The organism is Trueperella abortisuis, from assembly GCF_030811095.1.
Taxonomy (GTDB): domain Bacteria; phylum Actinomycetota; class Actinomycetes; order Actinomycetales; family Actinomycetaceae; genus Trueperella; species Trueperella abortisuis.
Genome location: NZ_JAUSQL010000001.1, coordinates 2290561 through 2309203, shown reverse-complemented (window position 1 = coordinate 2309203; position 18643 = coordinate 2290561). Strand labels below are relative to the sequence as shown.

General features: G+C 58.5%; 15 protein-coding genes and 2 pseudogenes. 6 read left to right on the top strand and 11 right to left on the bottom strand.

The features are described from left to right. The first annotated feature begins 302 nt into the window (after window positions 1–302). Window positions 303–1598 carry a M20 metallopeptidase family protein gene (locus tag J2S45_RS10390; RefSeq protein ID WP_270974034.1) on the top strand — a complete coding sequence of 432 codons (1296 nt, stop codon included), beginning with the start codon at window positions 303–305 and terminating at the stop codon, window positions 1596–1598. Here J2S45_RS10390 and J2S45_RS10385 read toward each other — a convergent pair. The 3 genes from J2S45_RS10385 to J2S45_RS10375 form a co-directional block, all read right to left on the bottom strand. Continuing rightward, window positions 1595–1891, bottom strand: a complete 297-nt coding sequence (locus tag J2S45_RS10385; protein WP_307635356.1) for a ClbS/DfsB family four-helix bundle protein — start codon at window positions 1889–1891, stop codon at window positions 1595–1597. The two genes, J2S45_RS10390 and J2S45_RS10385, sit on opposite strands and share 4 nt — an antisense overlap. Before the next feature lie 103 nt (window positions 1892–1994). Then, window positions 1995–2162 carry a hypothetical protein gene (locus tag J2S45_RS10380; RefSeq protein WP_296930073.1) on the bottom strand — a complete coding sequence of 56 codons (168 nt, stop codon included), beginning with the start codon at window positions 2160–2162 and terminating at the stop codon, window positions 1995–1997. 36 nt (window positions 2163–2198) lie between these two features. Next, on the bottom strand, window positions 2199–2621 hold the full coding sequence (locus tag J2S45_RS10375) for a hypothetical protein (RefSeq protein ID WP_296930071.1): 423 nt from the start codon (window positions 2619–2621) through the stop codon (window positions 2199–2201). Window positions 2622–3009: 388 nt separating this feature from the next. Here J2S45_RS10375 and J2S45_RS10370 point away from each other — a divergent pair, with 388 nt between their 5' ends. Then, window positions 3010–3759, top strand: a complete 750-nt coding sequence (locus tag J2S45_RS10370) for a hypothetical protein (RefSeq protein WP_307635355.1) — start codon at window positions 3010–3012, stop codon at window positions 3757–3759. Window positions 3760–3805: 46 nt separating this feature from the next. After that, window positions 3806–5020 carry a hypothetical protein gene (locus J2S45_RS10365; RefSeq protein WP_307635354.1) on the top strand — a complete coding sequence of 405 codons (1215 nt, stop codon included), beginning with the start codon at window positions 3806–3808 and terminating at the stop codon, window positions 5018–5020. A 238-nt stretch (window positions 5021–5258) separates the two neighbouring features. On the opposite strand, the pseudogene J2S45_RS11160 reads toward J2S45_RS10365, so the two are convergent. The 4 genes and pseudogenes from J2S45_RS11160 to J2S45_RS10345 form a co-directional block, all read right to left on the bottom strand. Next, window positions 5259–5483, bottom strand: a pseudogene (locus J2S45_RS11160) (DDE-type integrase/transposase/recombinase); the annotation flags it as partial. 35 nt (window positions 5484–5518) lie between these two features. Beyond that, window positions 5519–6904 carry a dihydrolipoyl dehydrogenase family protein gene (locus J2S45_RS10355; protein ID WP_300047936.1) on the bottom strand — a complete coding sequence of 462 codons (1386 nt, stop codon included), beginning with the start codon at window positions 6902–6904 and terminating at the stop codon, window positions 5519–5521. Between the two features lie 327 nt (window positions 6905–7231). After that, on the bottom strand, window positions 7232–9211 hold the full coding sequence (locus tag J2S45_RS10350; protein ID WP_307635353.1) for a heavy metal translocating P-type ATPase: 1980 nt from the start codon (window positions 9209–9211) through the stop codon (window positions 7232–7234). A 57-nt stretch (window positions 9212–9268) separates the two neighbouring features. Then, window positions 9269–9490, bottom strand: coding sequence for a heavy-metal-associated domain-containing protein (locus tag J2S45_RS10345; protein ID WP_307635352.1), 222 nt, complete (start codon window positions 9488–9490; stop codon window positions 9269–9271). 137 nt (window positions 9491–9627) lie between these two features. On the opposite strand from J2S45_RS10345, the gene J2S45_RS10340 reads away from it, so the two are divergent. Continuing rightward, window positions 9628–10335: a Crp/Fnr family transcriptional regulator gene (locus tag J2S45_RS10340; protein ID WP_296931752.1), complete on the top strand. Its 708-nt coding sequence runs from the start codon at window positions 9628–9630 to the stop codon at window positions 10333–10335. A gap of 226 nt (window positions 10336–10561) precedes the next feature. Here J2S45_RS10340 and J2S45_RS10335 read toward each other — a convergent pair whose 3' ends face one another. From J2S45_RS10335 to J2S45_RS10320, 4 genes and pseudogenes are all read right to left on the bottom strand, one after another. After that, entirely contained in the window at window positions 10562–10846 is a 285-nt protein-coding gene (locus tag J2S45_RS10335) for a hypothetical protein (protein ID WP_307635351.1), read from the bottom strand. Between the two features lie 12 nt (window positions 10847–10858). After that, window positions 10859–11293 carry a hypothetical protein gene (locus J2S45_RS10330; RefSeq protein WP_307635350.1) on the bottom strand — a complete coding sequence of 145 codons (435 nt, stop codon included), beginning with the start codon at window positions 11291–11293 and terminating at the stop codon, window positions 10859–10861. Window positions 11294–11429: 136 nt separating this feature from the next. Further along, window positions 11430–11957: pseudogene (locus J2S45_RS10325) on the bottom strand (uracil-DNA glycosylase); the annotation flags it as partial. 12 nt (window positions 11958–11969) lie between these two features. After that, window positions 11970–13784, bottom strand: a complete 1815-nt coding sequence (locus J2S45_RS10320; RefSeq protein WP_307635349.1) for a KAP family P-loop NTPase fold protein — start codon at window positions 13782–13784, stop codon at window positions 11970–11972. Window positions 13785–14039: 255 nt separating this feature from the next. Here J2S45_RS10320 and J2S45_RS10315 point away from each other — a divergent pair, with 255 nt between their 5' ends. Together J2S45_RS10315 and J2S45_RS10310 are read left to right on the top strand one after the other, a co-directional pair. Continuing rightward, window positions 14040–15638 carry an RNA-binding domain-containing protein gene (locus J2S45_RS10315; RefSeq protein ID WP_307635348.1) on the top strand — a complete coding sequence of 533 codons (1599 nt, stop codon included), beginning with the start codon at window positions 14040–14042 and terminating at the stop codon, window positions 15636–15638. Window positions 15639–17349: 1711 nt separating this feature from the next. Then, the gene (locus J2S45_RS10310) at window positions 17350–18342 is read left to right on the top strand and encodes a helix-turn-helix transcriptional regulator (RefSeq protein ID WP_307635347.1); all 993 of its coding nucleotides are present in this window, start codon (window positions 17350–17352) and stop codon (window positions 18340–18342) included. The last annotated feature ends 301 nt before the right edge of the window (window positions 18343–18643 follow it).

The window sequence follows — 18643 nt, the reverse complement described above, 5'->3', positions numbered from 1 at the left end:
GGGTGCTGAGCGCGGCGACACTCCCAGCCGTGCCAACTTCGGGATGCTCCTGGAACAAGGCGCGAATCGCAGACGTTTGGGGCACTTGAACCGGCACGGGGAGCCTCCTTGTAGCTAGCGCAACGCCTCTGGCGTATCTCCGACGACTATGAGCTTACCAGAGGGGCGCTAGCGGTTCGGATGCCAGCGTGGTTTCGCCGGCATGTGCCTTGCTTGGGTGTATGGTGGCGACAGAAGAAAGAGGATGCCGACACCGTAGCGCTGAGCCTCCAGCGCCGATGCCGCTAGTGAAGGATGCAGATATGGGTGAGACGACGTTCAGTTGTGATGAACTATTCGACGCGGCGCAAGCAATCGAGCCGGATGTTATTTCCTGGCGCCACCATCTGCACCAATACCCAGAGCTTTCAAACCGAGAGGTGAAAACCGCTGAATACATCGCGCAGAGGCTACGAGATTTTGGTTTCCGCGAGGAGGACATCCACGAAGGGGTAGGCGGCACGGGAGTGCTGGCGCGCCTCACCGGAACGCGCTCCGGCCATTCCGATAAGGCAGTATTGTTGCGCGCCGACATCGATGCACTGCCGGTGAAGGAAGAATCCGACCTGCCCTATAAGTCAACCCAAGTCCAGGACTACCCGGGTGGGCCTTTCCCCGTGGCGCACGCATGCGGGCACGACTGCCATACCTCGATGCTGCTCGGTGCCGCACAGGTACTCGCCTCACATCGGGCGCAGATCCCTGGAACCGTGTACTTCGCTTTCCAGCCCGCCGAGGAAGGGGCCCCCGAAGGCGAAGAAGGCGGCGCCGCATTCATGCTCTCCAGCCCCGAGTTTCAAGAGCTGAGTCCGCGCCCGAGCCTAGCGTTTGGGATGCACGTTACCCCCGCTCCCACCGGTATGGTCGGCTGGACCACCAATGTGCAGCACGCTGCTTCAGAAATGGTGAAGATTACAGTCGTTGGGGAACAGGTGCACGGCTCGTCTCCGTGGGCCGGGCGCGACCCGCTACCCCCGGCAGCCGACATCATTTCCGCGATGGGGCAGCTCTACCGGCAGTTCGACGCGAAGGACGCGTTCTCGATCAGCATCGGGCACGTTGAGGACCAGGGCCGATTCAACATCGTCGGCGAACAGGTTACCCTCTTTGGCACGGTACGTTGCCTCAACGCTAACCTCATGGACGATATCAACGCGGCGATCACGCGTACCTGCCGCCATATCGCCGCCGCGTATAACTGTAGGGGCGAGGTGGAATTCCATCAGCAGGTTCCGGCCGTTGTGAATGCTCCCGAGACGGTCGCCGCCCTTCAACCGGCCCTTATCGCCGCCGCTGGTGGTGAAGATCGAGTCTTTGCCGCCCCCGCCTCACTTGGCTACGACGACGTCTCCGAATTCATCAATGCTTTCGGCGGCATGTATGCGCTGCTCGGAGTGCAGGACGTGGAGTCCGTGCCCAATGGTCTGCCGCGGGCAACTGCCGGGGGTCGCGGTTTCGCGCCGAATCATTCCCCGCGGTTTTACGCGAACGACGCCGCCCTCCTTACTGGCGTACGGATGCATCTTGCGGTGGTTGCTCAGCACCTCGGTCTTGCCTAGGGCGGGGCTGGACAACCCTTCGCGCGGGGCTGGACAGCCCTTTGTCTCTGCACCTCTGCCAGCGGCGTGTCCTGGTACCGCCCCCAAATCTCCATGTTCAGGGCTGGCGTGGTCCGCCAGGTGTGAGGCGCGGGCAAGAATGGCTTGCTCGTCCCGTTTTGGTTAGCTGCAACGAAGTCGAGCAGCATTGTCTGCCACGCATGCAGGTGGGCGAGGACATCGCGCAGACTCTTGTCCCTTCTCCAGTGGGCTTTCAGGGCGCTCAACGCCAGTGCCGAAGAAGAGCTCGGCACTTTCTATCTCCGGCCGCATGGAGTCAATCAACGCCTGCAGTGCCTCCCATCGAGAGACGGCGGCATTCAACAGTTCCGTTTTCGTTTTAGCTCTGGCCATATCTTATTGGAACACGACGGCGAGAATACGATAGAGGCGCGGGTCGACGCTCACGGGCGTGCTGCCAGCGGCAACAACCAGCAAGAGTCCAACGCAACGATAGAAGGCTGAGCCGGCGCATGCGCCGAGCCGTTGCGCGTTCTCCTCACCATAGCGGGGAATACTGCCCATTCATTCTCATCTATCGACGCGTCAGCCTAACTAGCGTTAAAGGGCGGACTCTCGATCGGCGTCGTCGGCGTCGTCGTCGTTCCTTCCCGGGTGACGGCGATAGAAGTAGTCCGAGAGAAAGATGATGAAGAAGCCGATGAAGACACCGTTGAAGAACATCGACCATCCCCATTCGGTGATGGGGAAAACAAGCTCTTTTGCCGCGAACAACAACCCCAGAGGAACGCTCATCACGGCATCAAGTGCAAAGCCACACGCACCCGTCACCGTTGTGGCAAGGGGACGCACACCCAGGTAAGCGGCCACGTAGATCACGCACGCCACAGCAAGAAACCAAAGCGACAAGCCCGAGTGTCCGCTGATCGCCTCCACTCCAAGGCCGGTGGCGAACCCACCACCAATGAGTAGCGCAAGCGTCAACGCGCGCGATGCCAGATCAGGGTACGAGCTCAATCGCATGTCTGCCTCCTATCCTGCAGCAAATTCTACGTACCTCATAGACGAAGGAAATCGGACCTATGGATGATTCGTGCCCTGCGTGACGGTTGGGGTGGGTCCGGTCCCGGATCGTATCGACGTCGTGGCGCGCCACTCGCGTCAGTGCCCGCCCTACGGGTCGGACGAGAAACATCGGGTCGCGCCATTGCCTTCCCCTTTGGGCAAGGCCAACGGGTGGTCGGCGTACGACGAGCGTGGGCTACTGGTGCTTTGAGATCGTTATAAAAACTATTGACACTAAGGGTCGCCTAACTTTATCATTGTCCTGTCTCTAAGAAGCGTCCACAGCCCAGATTCCCTCGCTGTGACACTCGCCATCAAAGGTGATGGCATGACGAAAGGAAGACCTATGAAGATCTCAAGGATGATAGGCACAGTCGCTATCAGCTTAGTGTTGGCTCTGCCGCTACCCGGTGTTGCTTACGCTGAGCCGGAGGGTGTTTCCAGTGCCGCAGCGGATGACAGTGATGTTAGTGCGCTGATCGTTGAGTTGGTCGAAAGGAACCCTGGCACATCTTTTGTAGAAATGGAGCAAGCGGTTAAGGATGCGGCACTGGCAACCGGTGCATCTGCAACAGAAGTTGCGCGTGAGGCGTTAAGTGAGGCTGGTGATCCTCCTGGATTTGTGCAAATCCAGCCTCGATCAGGGTCTAAGCCAAAAGCGAATCAGAGAATCGGTACCGCCCGCAATCGAGGTGACGTGTTCTACACCCCGTCGTCGACCGCTGGCGTTAACCATGGTCATTCGGGAATATATTCCTATACAACAAAGATCGTTGAGGCAGATACCAGTACCGGTGTTGTAGAGCGTTGGTATACATCCGTTAAGGTGGCATCGGGAGCTCACAAACAGTATGTTTCCACTAGTCAAGCAAACCGCGACAAAGCCGCTGACCGAGCGCGCACATATAGGGGACGTAGTTACAACTATAATTTCGCGTTTAACAAAACCGCGAATGGGTCGATGAACTGTTCGCAAGTGGTGTGGGCGGCGTACAAGACGGCTACCGGGATTGATCTCGATTCCGATGGTGGCCATGGTGTGTATCCGTCGGATATCCGGGACTCTAAGTATACCGTGAGCTATCAAAGGTTCTAAGAACGCGATGAGACGTCATATGAGGACACGTGTGGTAGCGGGGGCAATGGCAATACTCGTCGCCGCAACCACATTATTGAGTGGTTGCTCAAATAATAGCGACGACCACGAGGTCGATTTAGGCGATTATGAGTGGGCCATCTTCATGAGCGAGTACCGAAACACCGGATTATTGCCCAGAAGTCTCATTGGATATGTGGCCTTGGTGCGCGCCGACGGTAGCTATGATCTGATTGAGCACGAGGGGATGGATCAAGGTCAGATCTCGTGGACGGAGCATGGGATCAACTTTGCTGATGTTAAGGGCGATCATTGGATGACTGCGGATGGCGGCGCCGCCGTCGAACAAGACCGAGTTGGACTGATGGATGGGCTTGTTACTCTCAGCGATGGCGTGACCCGGGTGGGGGTATATAACGGAGGTTTCCAAGAAGACGGTTATCGAGAAGAGGTTGTGATTTCCCGGCCTGATTCAAGTGAGCGGCACGCATTGAATACGGTTGGTTTCTATCCGATGATTTCAGTTTGTAAGGACGACGTTTACGCCGCCTATTCGATGACGCCAGAAGACGGCGACGCGCGTTTCATTTTCGATCAGATCGTCGAAGACGGAGCCCTAAAGCACGTGAGCGTGGGGACGTACAGTGTGCCCTTTTCTGAGTTTGGTTACTTTGCCAATGATGCTCCCTGCGTTGAAGATCGCATTTATTTCTTAGGCAATTTTATTAACTACGACGGCGAGCAGCGGGTTGTCGACGAGCTCCTCGCTCCCCATATGCAAAGCAACACGTGGGGAAACAATGAAGCTCTTGCACTGGTATCAGTGGATTCGACCACTGGCGAGTTGAACTGGCTGCCGCTAACGACGGAAAATGGTGCAAGCCTGGATCTGGGGTCAGACGAGGATGATTATTCCGTATACGATGCGCATTCCTTGGATGATAAGGGCAACTTCGTGTGGTTCGGTGGTAACGGAGTGCTTTATCGTACCGATGTTGCGACGGGGCAAACCTCGATACTGAGCGATGAGCTCGAGAGAGATTTACAACCTGATGCACCCGAATGGTTGTATCACTTCTCTTCCGATGAGAACACTGCCACCGTGCTAGTTGAGGATACCCAAGACCCGTTGGCGCAGCCCCGGATCGTGGTTTTTGACAAAACTACTGGGAAGATCATCAAAGACATCCAGATTAACGGTCTCAAACATGACGTTCCAGAGTTCATGATTTTCCGAGACATCGCACAAAAGCCGGTGTAGTGCTGTTTTAGTCCACTTGGAACACTATTTGTTGATGCTGATTACGGGCCCGGCTCCCAGGAAGTGGACATGGGTGTGGTGTTTATGCTGCAAGGTCGAGTGTAGCTGACGCGTGGTGTTCGAAGGTGTCGGGGGCCTGGTAATTGCACCAGGTGTGCAATCGTTTCGTGTTATACCGAGCACACCACGCAAGGATCCTCGCTGGCCTGCGGCCATCAGTAATGCCTCCTCGGGCGAGTTCAACACGCATGTGATCTGCAATCGCAAAACTGACCAGTTTCCGGCAGAAGCAGTCAATCACAGTAGCTAGATACATGTTTTTCTGCCCGGCAAGGGGAAGATACGTAATGTCCCCGACAAGCTTCTCGTTAGGCCTGGCCGCGGTGAAATCACGCCCGAGAAGATCATCAAAGACCCGCCTATGCGGATCGCTGACAGTAGTACGCACGCGGCGTTTTTTCGTAAAACCGGCCAACCCGTGCGGGTCAAGCCGAGATTCTAGGCGAGCATTGCGTTAAACAGCTCAGAAGTGGAGGGGTGGGTGTAAATGCCGGCGCCGATTCGAGCGGCCGGAATCTGTTCACGCATCGCAAGTGCGACGGTATTGATGAGTTCCTGAGAATCCACCGAGTAGATGACGGCTCCTACAATCAGGCCGTTCGCCTTGTCTATGATGAACTTCGCCATGCCGCGCGGGTTGCCGAGAATCTTTGGACGCGGCACGATCGCCAGATCGGCGATCTTTGAGACGCGAATGTCTAGCTCCTTGCCGTTTTCTTCCGCCCAGGCGCGAGCCTGTTCCTCATTCATGCCGATTTGCGACAGCGGCGGGTTGATGAACGTCGATGTTGGGAAGATGCGCCCGTTCGCGCTCTTCTTGCCTTCTCCCCACTTGTGATCGAGCACGATGCGGTAATCGTCGTAGGAGATGTAGGTGAATTGCGGCCCGCCATTGACATCACCTACCGCGTAAATGCCATCAACGTTTGTACGCCTGTATTCATCAACCGTAACGAATCCACGTTCGGTTTCGATGCCTGCGTTTTCGAGTCCGAGGTCGGCCGTGGCCGGCACGCGCCCGATTGCAACGAGAACAGCGTCGGCAGAAACGCTGCCCTGGTCGAGCTCAACACTCACGCGATCGCCCTCATGCGTGAGCGATTGAACGCCACCTTGCACAAAATGCACGCCGAGATCTTCCAGATCGGCGCGCAGCAGATCGGCAACATCTCGATCAAACATCGGCAGGAATTTCGACCCTGCATCCACAACCGTGACTTTCGTGCCCATGTGGGCAAACATGGTGGCAAATTCGAGGCCGATTGGCCCCGCGCCGATGACGGCGAGCTCGCCGGGGCGCTTGTCCACGAACTGGATAGAGGTCGAATCGTAAACGCGCTCCCCGTCTGCTCCAGGAACGTTGAGCTTGCGCGGCTCAGCGCCCGTGTTGATAACGATCGTGTCCGCCATAATCTGAAGCGGAGCGCCCTCTGCCTGGGTTACCTCGACCGTCTTCGGCGCTACAAAACGTGCGAAACCATCAATAATGGCTACGTTCTTGCCCTCCGCCATCGCCTTATTGACGCTGTTGAGTTTGGCGATGAAAGCGTCGCGATGTTCCTGCGCGGAGGCAAAAGCCTCGTCCAGACTCACCGAAAGAACGCCTTGCTTCATGGCGTCATGTACGCGTTCTGCGCTGGTCAGTAGTGTTTTCGTTGGAACGCACGCCACGTTGATGCACGTGCCGCCGTACATGGCTGGAGACTTTTCGACAATAGCCACGCGATCGCCTGCCGCCGCGCGCGTCATCGCCAGGGTCTTACCTGCTTTACCAAAACCTATAACCAAAAGATCAAGGTCCAAAAATGTTTCATCATTCTTCATGGAAGAAGAATACTGCACATGGTAAACGTGAGAACGAGGCAAATGGTAATGTGTCCGCCGCCGCGTTGGACGCTGCAGTTGCGACAAGTGCGACGGCGGATAGGCGTTGGCCACCCGCAATGCGGTTGGGCTCGCGCAGGAGTGCTCCTCGCGAGCCCAACCGGCTGATTGCGCGCTCTACATCTGGTTTTCGAGCGGTCCTCGTCGTGGCCTACCGCCCGTGCCTGCGCTAATGCCCAATTTTGATCCCCTCCGCTCGAAACCCCTTTCCTCCTGCTCCACGTCGTGCCCCACGTCGTGCCCCGAGGATCGAAACTGCCGCTCCGGTCATTTGACTGTTGTCTGGACCTGGCTCCCGATAACCGGGCTAGCCGCAGGGGTAACGTGCCGTTGCGCGTTTGGCTCCGGGGTGCGAGGGCGCGATGCGATGCGCTGCGCGCTCGCGTTGCGGAACGTAATCAGACGCATCGCGTTGAGCACCACGATGATCACCGACGCCTGGTGGATGAACATTCCCGATCCCATGTGCACCATGTCGAAGAGGACACCGGCGATCAAGAAGAACACGGTGATCAGCGCGATGGCGGTGTTTTGCCGCATGTTCGCGGCCGTGGCTCGCGCCGTGGCGCGGGCTTGCAGCAGCTGGTCGAAGCGGTTGCCGACGAGGACGACGTCGGCCGATTCCATCGACACGTCCGTTCCCCCGCCCATCGCGATACCGAGGTCGGCGGTGGCGATGGCCGGGGCGTCGTTGACGCCGTCGCCAATCATCGCCACGGTGTGGCCGCCGGCCTTGAGATTCTCAACGGCGCTGACCTTGTCGGCGGGCATCAGCTCGGCGTAGACCTCGTCGATGCCAACGGCTTGCGCGACGGCGTTGGCCGTGTGGCGGTTGTCGCCGGTGAGCATGACGAACGCGCGGATGCCGGTATCGCGCAGGGCGGCGATTGAGTCGGCCACTTCGGGGCGAAGGCGATCCGAGATGGCGATGAATCCGGCGAGGCGGCCATCGAGCGCGACGAAAGAGACGGTGTTGCCGAGTTGCTCCTGGGCCGCTGCCTGCTGGCGCGCATCGGAGGGCAGATCGGCAAACATGCGAGCCGAGCCAACGACGACGTGTAGCGGCGTGCCGGCGCGGTCGGCCAGGCGGCCTTCGATTCCTTTGCCGCGGATCACGGTGACCTCGCTCGGCGTCGCGCTCAGGTCGAGGCCGGCCTCGCGGGCCGAGGCGACGATCATGCGGCCGAGGGGGTGCTCGGAGGCCTGTTCGAGAGAGCCGGCGGCGGCGAGCACCTCGGCCTCGGTGAAGCCGTTGAAGGTGACGACGGCGTTGACCTCGGGGCGCCCCTCGGTCACGGTGCCCGTCTTGTCCATGACGAGGGTGTCGATTTTGGCGAATCGTTCGAGGGCGTCTCCGCCCTTGATCAGAGCACCATGCTTGGAGGCGTTGCCCAAGCCGGCTACGAGGGAGACCGGTGTGGAGATGACGAGCGCGCCGGGGCAAGCGATGACGAGCAGGGTCAGCGCGAAGCGCACGTCCTTGGTCACTGCCCACGCCACGATGGCGGCTACGATGATTGCCGGGGTGTAGATGTTGGCGAACTTGTCGAGGAACTTCTGGGTGGGCGCCTTAGAATCCTGGGCTTCTTCCACGAGTTCGATGATCTGGGAGAACGTCGTATCTTCGCCCACCCGGTCGGCGCGCACTTCCAGGTAGCCGGTTTCTGCGACCGTTCCCGACCATACGGAATCGCCCCGCGACTTGACGACCGCGACGGGTTCGCCGGTCACGGCGGCTTCGTTGATGGCGCCTTCACCCTTGACGACAGTGCCGTCGATCGGGATCTGCCCGCCGACGCGCACAACCACGCGGTCGCCAACTTCGACGTCGTCGATGTTGACGACGACGCTTTCGCCGTGGCGGATGACTTCGGCCTCCTTGGGGGCCATGTCGATGAGGTTCTTTAGAGATTCGCGGGTCTTTGCCAGGGTGCGAACCTCGAGGTAGGTGCCGAAGATGAAAAGGAACGCCACGACCGCCGATTCGACGTATTCGCCGATGATCAGGGCCCCTGCCACCGCGATCGTCACGAGCAGATCGATGGAGAATGCCTTAACCGTCAGTGCTCGCACGGCGGAAATGAGGATCGGGATTCCCGCCGCGACGGACACCGCGATGAGAATGCCCTCTTGCAGTTGCGCAGCGGTGTTTGCCCGCGATAGGAGGAAGACGACCACCAGCAGGGTGGCTGATCCCAGCGAGATGTACTTCTTCGCCTGGAGTGAAGTGAGCCATTGGGTGAACACATCAGGTCCTTTCAAGGGGACGGCGGGGGCAGGTAGCCCCCGCCTCCGCCGTCGTGATTAAGAAAGCTTCACCGATTCGACTTGGTAGCCGAGCTTCGTGATGACGTCCGAGATGTCGTCGGCGGTGACGCCGGCCTCGTCAAAGTTGACCTTGACCTTGTTGGAGTTGAACAGGACGCGCACGTCGTTGACGCCGGCCATCTTCCCAACGTTGGTCTCGATCTTCTTCACGCAACTGGGGCAGGTGAACGGGCTGGTAGAGAAATCTGCACGAGTCATGAGATACCTTTCGTCGTTGTCGTTCTTGATGGACTTGCGCTCTCATACAACAATGGATTTGCGGATCGCGCCTTGACCAAGGTCAAGTCCCGCCCGGCACAATTGAGTTAGTGTTGCGTGAAAGGACGGAGGAGCTTGTGCATAGCCAGAAACTAGACCACGAAAGCGTCGGCGACACCTGCGTTGCGATCGTGCCGATCTTCAAAGGCTTGCGTTATGAGGATCAGCTCAAGGTTGCCCGGGTTGCCCAGCCGACGCAGCTGGAGGCCGGCACCACGCTTTTCTCCCAAGGCGCCGATCTTTCCCAGCTCTTTGTGATCCATAAGGGCCGGGTGAAGCTCACCCGAACGAACGCCGACGGGCACGAACAGCTGGTGCGGGTCATCGGGCCCGGCGATTTCCTTGGGGAGTGGGCATTTTTGAAACGGATGCGCGCCAAGCACACGGCGGTCGCTTTGGAAGACACGCAGGCATGCGTATTCGACCACTCCGAGCTCATCACAATCTTCGCCGAGTATCCCTCGGTTGGTTTGCACATGCTCGTTCAGGTCTCGGAGCGGCTGGCCGAAACGGAGGCGCGGCTGTCCGCAATCGTCTCAGCCGAGGTCGGCCAGCGCCTGGCGGACTATCTCCTGGGATTGCCGACCATGCGGCGTGGGAATGCAACCGCCGTCGTGCTGCCGCTGACGAAAAAGGACATCGCGTCTTTGCTCGACACGACGCCGGAAACCCTCTCGCGTCAGTTCGCCCGGTTAGAATCGAGCGGCATTATCGAGCGGCGAGGAAATGCGGTTGTTTTACGCGACGTCGATATGTTGATGAGCCTCAGCACGGAACCCGACTAGAAAGCGGCCGCCCGATACGGGTTATGAATCTGAGGCCTACCAGGCCCGCGTAGCGACCGGTAGCCGATATATTCAAGTGAAGTGTCGCCAGGTGGGTCAGATCTTCAAGTGAACTGTCGGGCCCCAAGTCAAATAAGTCCGAGGACTCCAAGCGCAAAAAGCAACGAGACTGACAGAAATGAGAAGACCGCCTGGGGCTGAGAAGATTTCCTGGGACTGAGGGTGCTTAAAGAAACACGAAGACCAGTGCAACAGCAATGAGGGCGACGGCGCTGATGCCTGAGAAGATGAGTAGCTGCCGTCTCTTGGTGGTGTCTGGGACGTCTCTTTGTGGATCGTATGCCGCTGAAAGGAGGCCAGCTCCCAACAGGACACAAATGATCGCCCAGGTGTTGTCGTGGAGGGTGGCTATTGGGCTCTCTCCGGTGACCAGTGACTTGGAGGCCACGATCAATAGCGAGACCGTGGCGAGCGTAAGAAAATAGGCTATCCGCTTCAATATGACTGGCATGTGTTCTTCTCCCTATCGACACACGCTATTGAATGGGATGTATATTGATGCGACGCTACCGACCGCACCGCAGGCGAGGCTACCGACGGGGCCGGTTGCAACGCTAAATGGGATGCACACCAGTCCCTCCCAGCCGATGCTCCAGATGAGATTTCCCAGTCGAGCCTGCCAACAACCCTGCTTTGCCGTCACGCGTGGGTAGTTCTTGATTATGATTCCGCCACCTTCCGTCGTCGGCTTCATCGACGATAGAGGAGTAGTGACAAGTTCTGGCCATTCTGGCCGGAGACTCTCTTCGTTGAGTTTCGGCGAGTAGGCGGAGGCATCTTGAAGAACTGTTGACTGTTGAAGATCTTGGCTCTGGTCGGCACTCGTGTCCTGGTTTATTCCTGCAAATGGTGCGGCCATGGCGATGGCTACCATCGTTGTCAATGTTGCGATGGTCATGGGACCACTCCTTTCGTCGCGAATTGTGATGATTCTAACCTGCGGTCGTGGGCCTGTAAAGGTTTTGTTCGGAGTGACTCCATGTAGCTTTCCGCCTCCGGTTTAGTCAGCCAATCGCCGGCGGCCCATACCCGGCCTATTCCAGGCGCCAGTCGATCGGCTCCGCGCCTTGCTCCTCGAGCAGGGCGTTCGCGCGCGAGAAGGGCCTGGAGCCGAAGAATCCTCGCGTGGCCGACAGCGGTGAGGGATGGGCGGAGGTCACTTTCGGCGTCGTGCGAAGAAGGGGCGCGAGCTCCTGGGCCTGCTGCCCCCACAGGATTGCGACGAGCGGTTGCTCGCGTTGGGCGAGCACGCGGATGGCGTGGTCGGTGATCTTCTCCCATCCCTTTCCTCGGTGCGAGGCGGGTTTGCCGGGCCGGACGCTGAGCACCCTGTTAAGCAGCATGACGCCGTGCTCGCACCACGGGGTGAGGTCGCCGTGGGGGGCGGGGGCGATGCCGAGGTCGTCGTGTAGTTCGCGGTAAATATTGGCCAGCGACCGTGGGATTGGCCTGACGTCCCGGTCAACGGCGAAGCTGAGCCCGATCGGGTGCCCGGGCGTGGGGTAGGGATCCTGCCCGACGATCAGTACCCGCACCCGACTGAGTGGGTAGGAGAAGGCGCGTCGGAATAACCGCTACTGTCCACCGAGTCGGTACGCCTTGGCCACTATCCTTGCCGCTTTGCGTGCTGCTTCCTCGGAAGCAATCGATTTCATACTCATTGGTGGCTTTGATGTTGAAGGCGCTCTGGTCTCCAAACCGGCCCGCTTGGCTTCCTCCCAGAGGTCGTGCTGTTTTTCCTTCGAAAGGAAGTTCCCAAATTCTACGCGGAAAGATTTGACGCCGTAGTGAAGTTCGGCGAATCGGTTCCCCCCAATGCGCGCATTTGTCTCTCCGCCTTCCCCGATGGCGTAGCCCCAATACTTACCCGTGTCACCAGCGACTACGGCGCCAAGCCCACGCGTCAGTTCATCTTCGAAAGCTCGCAAATTGTTCTTCGTCGCAATACTCACCTTCTCGTTTGGCAGAGCTGCAAGACGGGAATCGATGTCTTCTAGCTTGCTAATGCGGCCATCCGATATGACAGTGTCTGATTCATGTCCGAGGCCCACAGCGGTAATTGCCGCGTTAGCTAAGGCGTCCATGATCCGTTGATCATTGAGGTTATTCCGCTTGCCGTCAGAGAAGAGTTCCTCCAGGATACCCAAGAACCTTGCTAGGACGGGCCCTTGGACTGGCTCTAGCCCCCACCTCTCCAGGGCTTCGCTAAAACGATCGGTCTCGTCATCGTCAGAGCGGGTCATATCCAACGATTGTTCGAGGAAGTCCGCCGCAGAGTTTCCGCTTCCCATATAGCGCAAAAGCTCTCTAAACAGTTTCTGGTATCCCGTTTGCAGGCAGAGCACCGCAAAAACATCCAACTGTGACCGACTGAGTTCTTCGGGAGTGTCTTCGGTTCTTACCTTAGATATTTCGAGAATCAGTGCGAACGTATTGAGGATACGCTTGATTGACCGCGGATTTGTTCCGATTGAATGGTTCACGAGATCGACGTACTGCGGGAGGCTATCTTTTGTAAACTCCACCCCCAGGCTATTCAGGCCGCTTTCGAGGATTCCTTCAATTTCGTATGCGCTAACTGGCAGATTAAACGGGATCTGGATGATCTTGTCGAAGAAGGATCGCGCTTTATCCTCACTGAAATCTGCACCGTACTTAGAGCGCACACCCCGAAGAACGACGGAGAAATCAATTGCGAGCACGAAAACGCAACCGCGGAGATTGAGGAAAACCTTGAGAGCTTCCATGACCTCGACAGCCCGTTCTGGCTCGAGACGATCAAGGTCATCAATAAAGATATAGATTCTATCCGGACCACTCTTCGTAATCGCATCTACGAGATCTTGGAGATCCGAGCGAAGGGTGGAAATGGATTGAATGAGTTGATTTGGGCCGAGGTTATCCTCCGAGTGCGACTCTGCTACGTGTTTGGAGTGTGTTTGCTCGAGGGCTTCGTAGGCGCCTCCGAATCCCAGTACTGTTGCCCCGAACTTGGCCAATGGGGACAGAGTACGAGCTACCCGCGTGAGCTTTTCCTTAAGGGGCTCCTTTTCAGACTGAAGACCCTCGTTCGATGACTGCTCGATCTTCGTCCTTAGCTGCGTGAGGATTTCGCCAATGAGAGAAAACACCAGCTGTTCGCCGAGGTTAAACTGCGAGTACTGCCACGTGTTGAACTCAAGTACCCACGCATCCTTGAGCTTATCCTCGTTCTTGATTGCAATGAGCGACGACGTCTTGCCACTGCCCCAATCACCCTGAATGGCAGTTGTCATCGGAGTTGGGCACTGGGTAATGAAGCTGACAAAGCCCTGAATGTAGGGTTTAGCATTAATGAGATCTTCGGTAGTCGGTTCGTCGTCAAATCCAATACAGGAGTTGCCGTTCATGTGCACTTCCTTCTGTCAATTCTCGCCAACAACTCGATCATACGTGTCGGAGGTGCGTCATGGACTCGTTTATTTGATTTGAGGCGGCGGGTTTGCTCCCCAGAATAGGTCCGCGCGTACTGCTGAATGGAAGACCACGTCCGTGTCCGGTGGGAGAGTGCAATTCTCCTTCCAGAGTGCGACTTCGGACCGATAGAGCGAAACTTGCCCACACAAGAGTTGCACTCTAGAGTGAAACTACTCATACTGTAGAGTATGAAATGGACGGTAGAACGGCTCCTTCGCATTCTTGAAGAGTTTCGTCAGATCAAGCGTGATGCGACTGACATTGAGGTCAAGCGTGCCTCCCGCCTGCCGGAAAACCTTCCAGAGACTATGTGTGCATTTGCGAACATGCCGAGCGGCGGCACGGTCATCCTTGGAATCGACGAACGCAATGACTTCGCCGTCGTCGGGGTGAAAAATGCACACGAGCTGGCGGCGCGAGTCGTAGATCAAACCCGCTCATCTGTGGCCCCGGCCCCGCAGCTTTCGCCCACGGTCTTGACCTACGAGGGGAAGGAGATCCTCGTCGTCGAGGTGACCCCCTTGCCTCTGTCGCAGCGACCGGCAGTGCATCGCGGCCGCGCCTACCTGCGGCAATCGGATGGCGACTACGTGATGAACGACGCCGATCGCGCACTCGTCGAGATACAAAAGCTGGGACAGTCTGAGCTCTATCGCTTCGATTCCGCCGCCGTTTCCAGCACGTCGATCGACGATCTCGATCCGCGCGCGACGGCAGACTTCTGTGCAAAAGCGCGCCAGGCAAGTAGACGACTCGCCCAGGTGGTAGACGACGCCGAACTTCTGGAGCTGACAAACGTGCTCGCACCCAGCGGTGAAGTCACGCTTGCCGGCTTGTATTCGCTCGGGCGTTACCCGCAGGCGAAGGCTCCGCAGCTTCGAGTGACGGCAGCAGTGCAGCTACCACGGAGCCGCTCAGGGAGCGTGCGCACGCGCAACCTGCAGGATTTCGACGGCCCGCTTCCCGACCTTCTCGATTCTGCCATGCGATGGGTAGAGGAGAACGCGCCGCGCCACAACCGTTACCTTGATGATGGCAACATGGTGGAAGAGCCGCTCTTCCCGCCCGTCGCGGTTCGCGAGATCATCGCGAACGCCCTTGTCCACCGTGATCTCTCCCCAAACTCGGAAGGTCAGTGGGTGGAAGTGCGCATCGCGGCCGATCGCCTGATTGTCGTCAATCCCGGCGGGCTGCGTGGCATCTCGAAAGACCAGCTCGCAAGCCCGGCACTCGCGAAAAACGCCGTGAACCCCCGCCTGTACGACATGGCAAAGCGCCTGCGAACTGATTCCGGTTCGAGTGTGATCGAAGGGGAGGGCGGCGGAGTGGCTGAGGTGTACCGTCAGCTCAGTTTGGCTGGCCTTCCGGATCCCACTTTCGCTGACAACGGCGTGCGTTTCACTGCCATTCTCTACGGCACTCCCGTCACTCGCGCCGAGATTTCGGCGACGACGCCCGTGTCGACGTCGGCGGACAAGGAAGCGGAGAGAATCTATTCGAAGCGACCGGTCGTCAGTCCTGCGGTGACCGACTTCGTGACGAAGAACGGGGAGGTCGTGCTTGAGGCTCTTGCCGCCGATGGGTCGCTTTCCTTCCAGGAGCTCCGCGCCCGCACCGGGCTGAATGGCGGGCGTTTGCGCTACGCGCTCAATAGGCTCAGGGAGGCCGGTAGGGTGGACCGGGACGGAGGTTGGGGCCACCGCGATACGACGTACCGCATCGTTTCTCAAGACCATACTGTCACTGAGCTGCCGGGGCATCCTTCCGTGTTGGATGGCAGAGTGTAACTCCGTTTCTACAGTGAGAATCCAGAGTGCAACAGTGCAAGTCTCAGAGTGTAAAAGTGGGCTTTTCAGGGTTTAAAGTTTCCCACTCTTGAAGTTGCTCGGGGGCTGTGCCGGGGCGGTGAGTGGCGGCGTGTTGCCAACTGGTGAGTTTAGGAGGGTTTCGTCGCGAAAATGGCGATTTTGGGGCTGAAACTCACGAGTTAGTTACAGCGGCCCGGGAGTTGCACGGTGGTGATGGTCGGGGGCGTGTTGTCAACTGGTGAGTTTAGGAGGGTTTCGTCGTGAAAACGGCGATTTTGGGGCTGAAACTCACGAGTTAGTTGCGACGACCGACGAGAGTCCGTGACAGATGATGCGGGTGTGGCAATTGTGACTAGTGTGAACGGGCAAGTGTGTGGTTCGGCCGGGTTTAGCTCCGCCGCCGTCTCGGCGAGCTCCATCCTCCCTCGCGGGAGTGCCTCCGGCGAAGACTCTCCGGGTGGAGTTCTGCATCCGGGACGCTGGTCTGACGCGCGCGACGGCAAATTGTGCGCGCGGATGTCAGAAGAGCGCCGCGAGTGGGCGTGGGTGTGCGGAAGATGGGTGCGCGGAAGATGGATGCGTGAAACATGGGTGCGCGGGGAGTAAAGGTAGCCAGAGTGGGTGCCAGCGAACGATGCGCAACTACGTGCGGTATAGCGGGGGTGGCGGGGTGAACCTAGGCGCCCCACATGGAAACGGAGACCAAACGTGGTCACGATGGATACAAAGGCTGGGGTGGGTGCAGAACCAAGCCAGGTGGGTGCATGGTTCAGCCTCGTGGGTGCATCTCTGGGTGCGGGTGGGTGCATGTCGTTGCGTGAAAACGATGAAGCCCCCGAACGATCACGAGCTTCGGTTGCATCGCCAGGGTTATGCCTTGTCTGAGGTGTTGTCGTTGGGAGCACCAGTAGAGCGGGCGTCACCAGAGAGTGAGTTATTGGCGCGTGCTTCTTGGCGTCACAGGAACAGGAAGAGGTTGACATCGCCGGTGTCCGGGGCGTCGTCCAGGTCGGGGTCAGCAGGGTCTAAGCGATTGACCTTGGACATCTAGCTCATGTCGTACAACTCCTCAAGGTCGGTGAGCTACATCGGCCTCAGCATGAGCCTCGGAGTGTTAAGAGCCTCCATATCCACCTCCATGTGCCTGTCGCTACTGGGGTCACTCGGTGTCACGATGCTGAGCAACCGCTGGCGGTACCCGTCATTTTCACACATATCTTCACCGTGGAACATGGGTCAAATTCCTGATGCCACACGAGTGACTGTGATTCAGAGGTGCAACGAACCGGATGTGAAATTGGTGAGGTGTCATGAGCAATTAAGAATTCGGCTTGCCGACTCCAAAGGACCCTGATTTTGAGGTAGTAACCGTCAAGAACTATGGAATCTCCTTGCGAGGTGTCCCTCGGGAGTCGTTTTTTCCGGGCTGCCAGGTGCCATTTTTATCCCGGATACCCTTCACAACACGAAAGTTTGTGCTGGAACACGTGCCTTGGGATCGGAGCAGATCACCTGAAGGACCGTACGAGTGGATGCAACCAGCGGTTGCGGGAGAAATTTGGTTGCTTGATGGATTGCAACCGTCGGGTGGTGGATGTGCCGCGTTCTCACTGGCAAAGTGGAGGGTGAACCGCCGCAGGGGAATGCGATGGCAGTTGTGTCGTCCGCGGCCATAGTGAAAGGAGTTGCTGTGTCATTTCGTGAGAACCTTCAGTACCTGAGGTCCACTCGTGGTCTCACCCAGGAGCGTTTGGCTGTCCTGCTCGGGGTATCGCGTCAGGCGATCTCCAAGTGGGAGTCGGACCGTGCCTATCCGGAGATGGACAAGCTGCTCACCATCTGCGATCTCTTCGGCTGTACCCTTGATGAGCTGGTCACCGGGGACCTCCGTTCTGCCGACAGTGGCAGGCAGGAGGAGCCTGTGGTACCGCAGGCCGTGGGGCCGGTGCAGGACTACACCGGGTACGACGCACACATGCGTGGATTTGCCTGGAAGATTGCGGCAGGCGTCAGTACGATCATCGCCGGTGCGGCCTTGGCTGTCCTGGTGGATGGTCTGGCGCTGGGCTCGCTCAAGGACACTGCAGAGTTCGTGCTCATTGCTCTGGGGACCGTGTGCGGACTGGCGCTGCTGGTTCCCGCCGGGTTGAGCCATGCCGCCTTTCGTAGGGAGCACCCGTATGTCGAGGACTTCTACACGAGCGCCGACCGTGCCCGCGCCATCCGAGAGCTAACCGCGAGCATCGTCAGCGGGATTGCCGTGATCCTCGGCGGGATCGGGCTGATGCTTTTAGGCGATGCCGTTCATGGACGGGAGGACGGCTGGTGGACGGCTGCTGTGCTGTTCGGCACTGCCCTCGGGACGGGCCTGTTAATCCGGGGCGGGATCCGATACTGGCGCCTCGACGTCAGCGGATACAACAAGGAGCAGCGCCAGGAAACCGATCCGGCCCGTCGGGCTGCGAGCGCCAGGGTGGAGCGGGTGTGTGGGGTCATCATGCTGATCGCCACCATCATCGCGCTCACCGCCATGTTCCTCGCAGCGCCGTGGGCCTCTGAGCACGTGATCGCCCGTGTCATCGTGGCGAACTTCTGGCTAGCCTGGGTCATCGGCGGCCTTGCCTGCGGTATCGCCGCCCTTGTACTGAACAAGGCAGAGCCGGACGAGCCACAGGGCGTATGAGAACCCGTGTCCAACACAGGCGGCGTATGCCTTTTTGTCCATTAACCCTTAACCCAGCCTCGACGGACCGAGCGAGCCCCTGAGACGCCCCTCCGAGACTCCGATCAACCCGCACTGGGAGCCGCTCCACAGCTCCACACCTCCAACCCTAGCACCCCAAAAATCGCCACCGAACAGCGAAAACGCCACTCCGGACACTTCCCGGCGGGGCCGGAAATCCTCTGTATCCAAAGTGACGTTCTATTGGATGTTTAGTGACCCATTTGGATACAAGGAGCTGGGTGGGTGCAGTTGACGGAGT

Bases quoted from the DNA above. Each gene is read 5' to 3' on its own strand.
- J2S45_RS10390 (WP_270974034.1), top strand. From the start codon at position 303: ATGGGTGAGACGACGTTCAGTTGTGATGAACTATTCGACGCGGCGCAA.
- J2S45_RS10380 (WP_296930073.1), bottom strand. From the start codon at position 2,162: ATGGGCAGTATTCCCCGCTATGGTGAGGAGAACGCGCAACGGCTCGGC.
- J2S45_RS10375 (WP_296930071.1), bottom strand. From the start codon at position 2,621: ATGCGATTGAGCTCGTACCCTGATCTGGCATCGCGCGCGTTGACGCTT.
- J2S45_RS10370 (WP_307635355.1), top strand. From the start codon at position 3,010: ATGAAGATCTCAAGGATGATAGGCACAGTCGCTATCAGCTTAGTGTTG.
- J2S45_RS10365 (WP_307635354.1), top strand. From the start codon at position 3,806: ATGGCAATACTCGTCGCCGCAACCACATTATTGAGTGGTTGCTCAAAT.
- J2S45_RS10355 (WP_300047936.1), bottom strand. From the start codon at position 6,904: ATGAAGAATGATGAAACATTTTTGGACCTTGATCTTTTGGTTATAGGT.
- J2S45_RS10345 (WP_307635352.1), bottom strand. From the start codon at position 9,490: ATGACTCGTGCAGATTTCTCTACCAGCCCGTTCACCTGCCCCAGTTGC.
- J2S45_RS10335 (WP_307635351.1), bottom strand. From the start codon at position 10,846: ATGCCAGTCATATTGAAGCGGATAGCCTATTTTCTTACGCTCGCCACG.
- J2S45_RS10330 (WP_307635350.1), bottom strand. From the start codon at position 11,293: ATGACCATCGCAACATTGACAACGATGGTAGCCATCGCCATGGCCGCA.
- J2S45_RS10320 (WP_307635349.1), bottom strand. From the start codon at position 13,784: ATGAACGGCAACTCCTGTATTGGATTTGACGACGAACCGACTACCGAA.
- J2S45_RS10315 (WP_307635348.1), top strand. From the start codon at position 14,040: ATGAAATGGACGGTAGAACGGCTCCTTCGCATTCTTGAAGAGTTTCGT.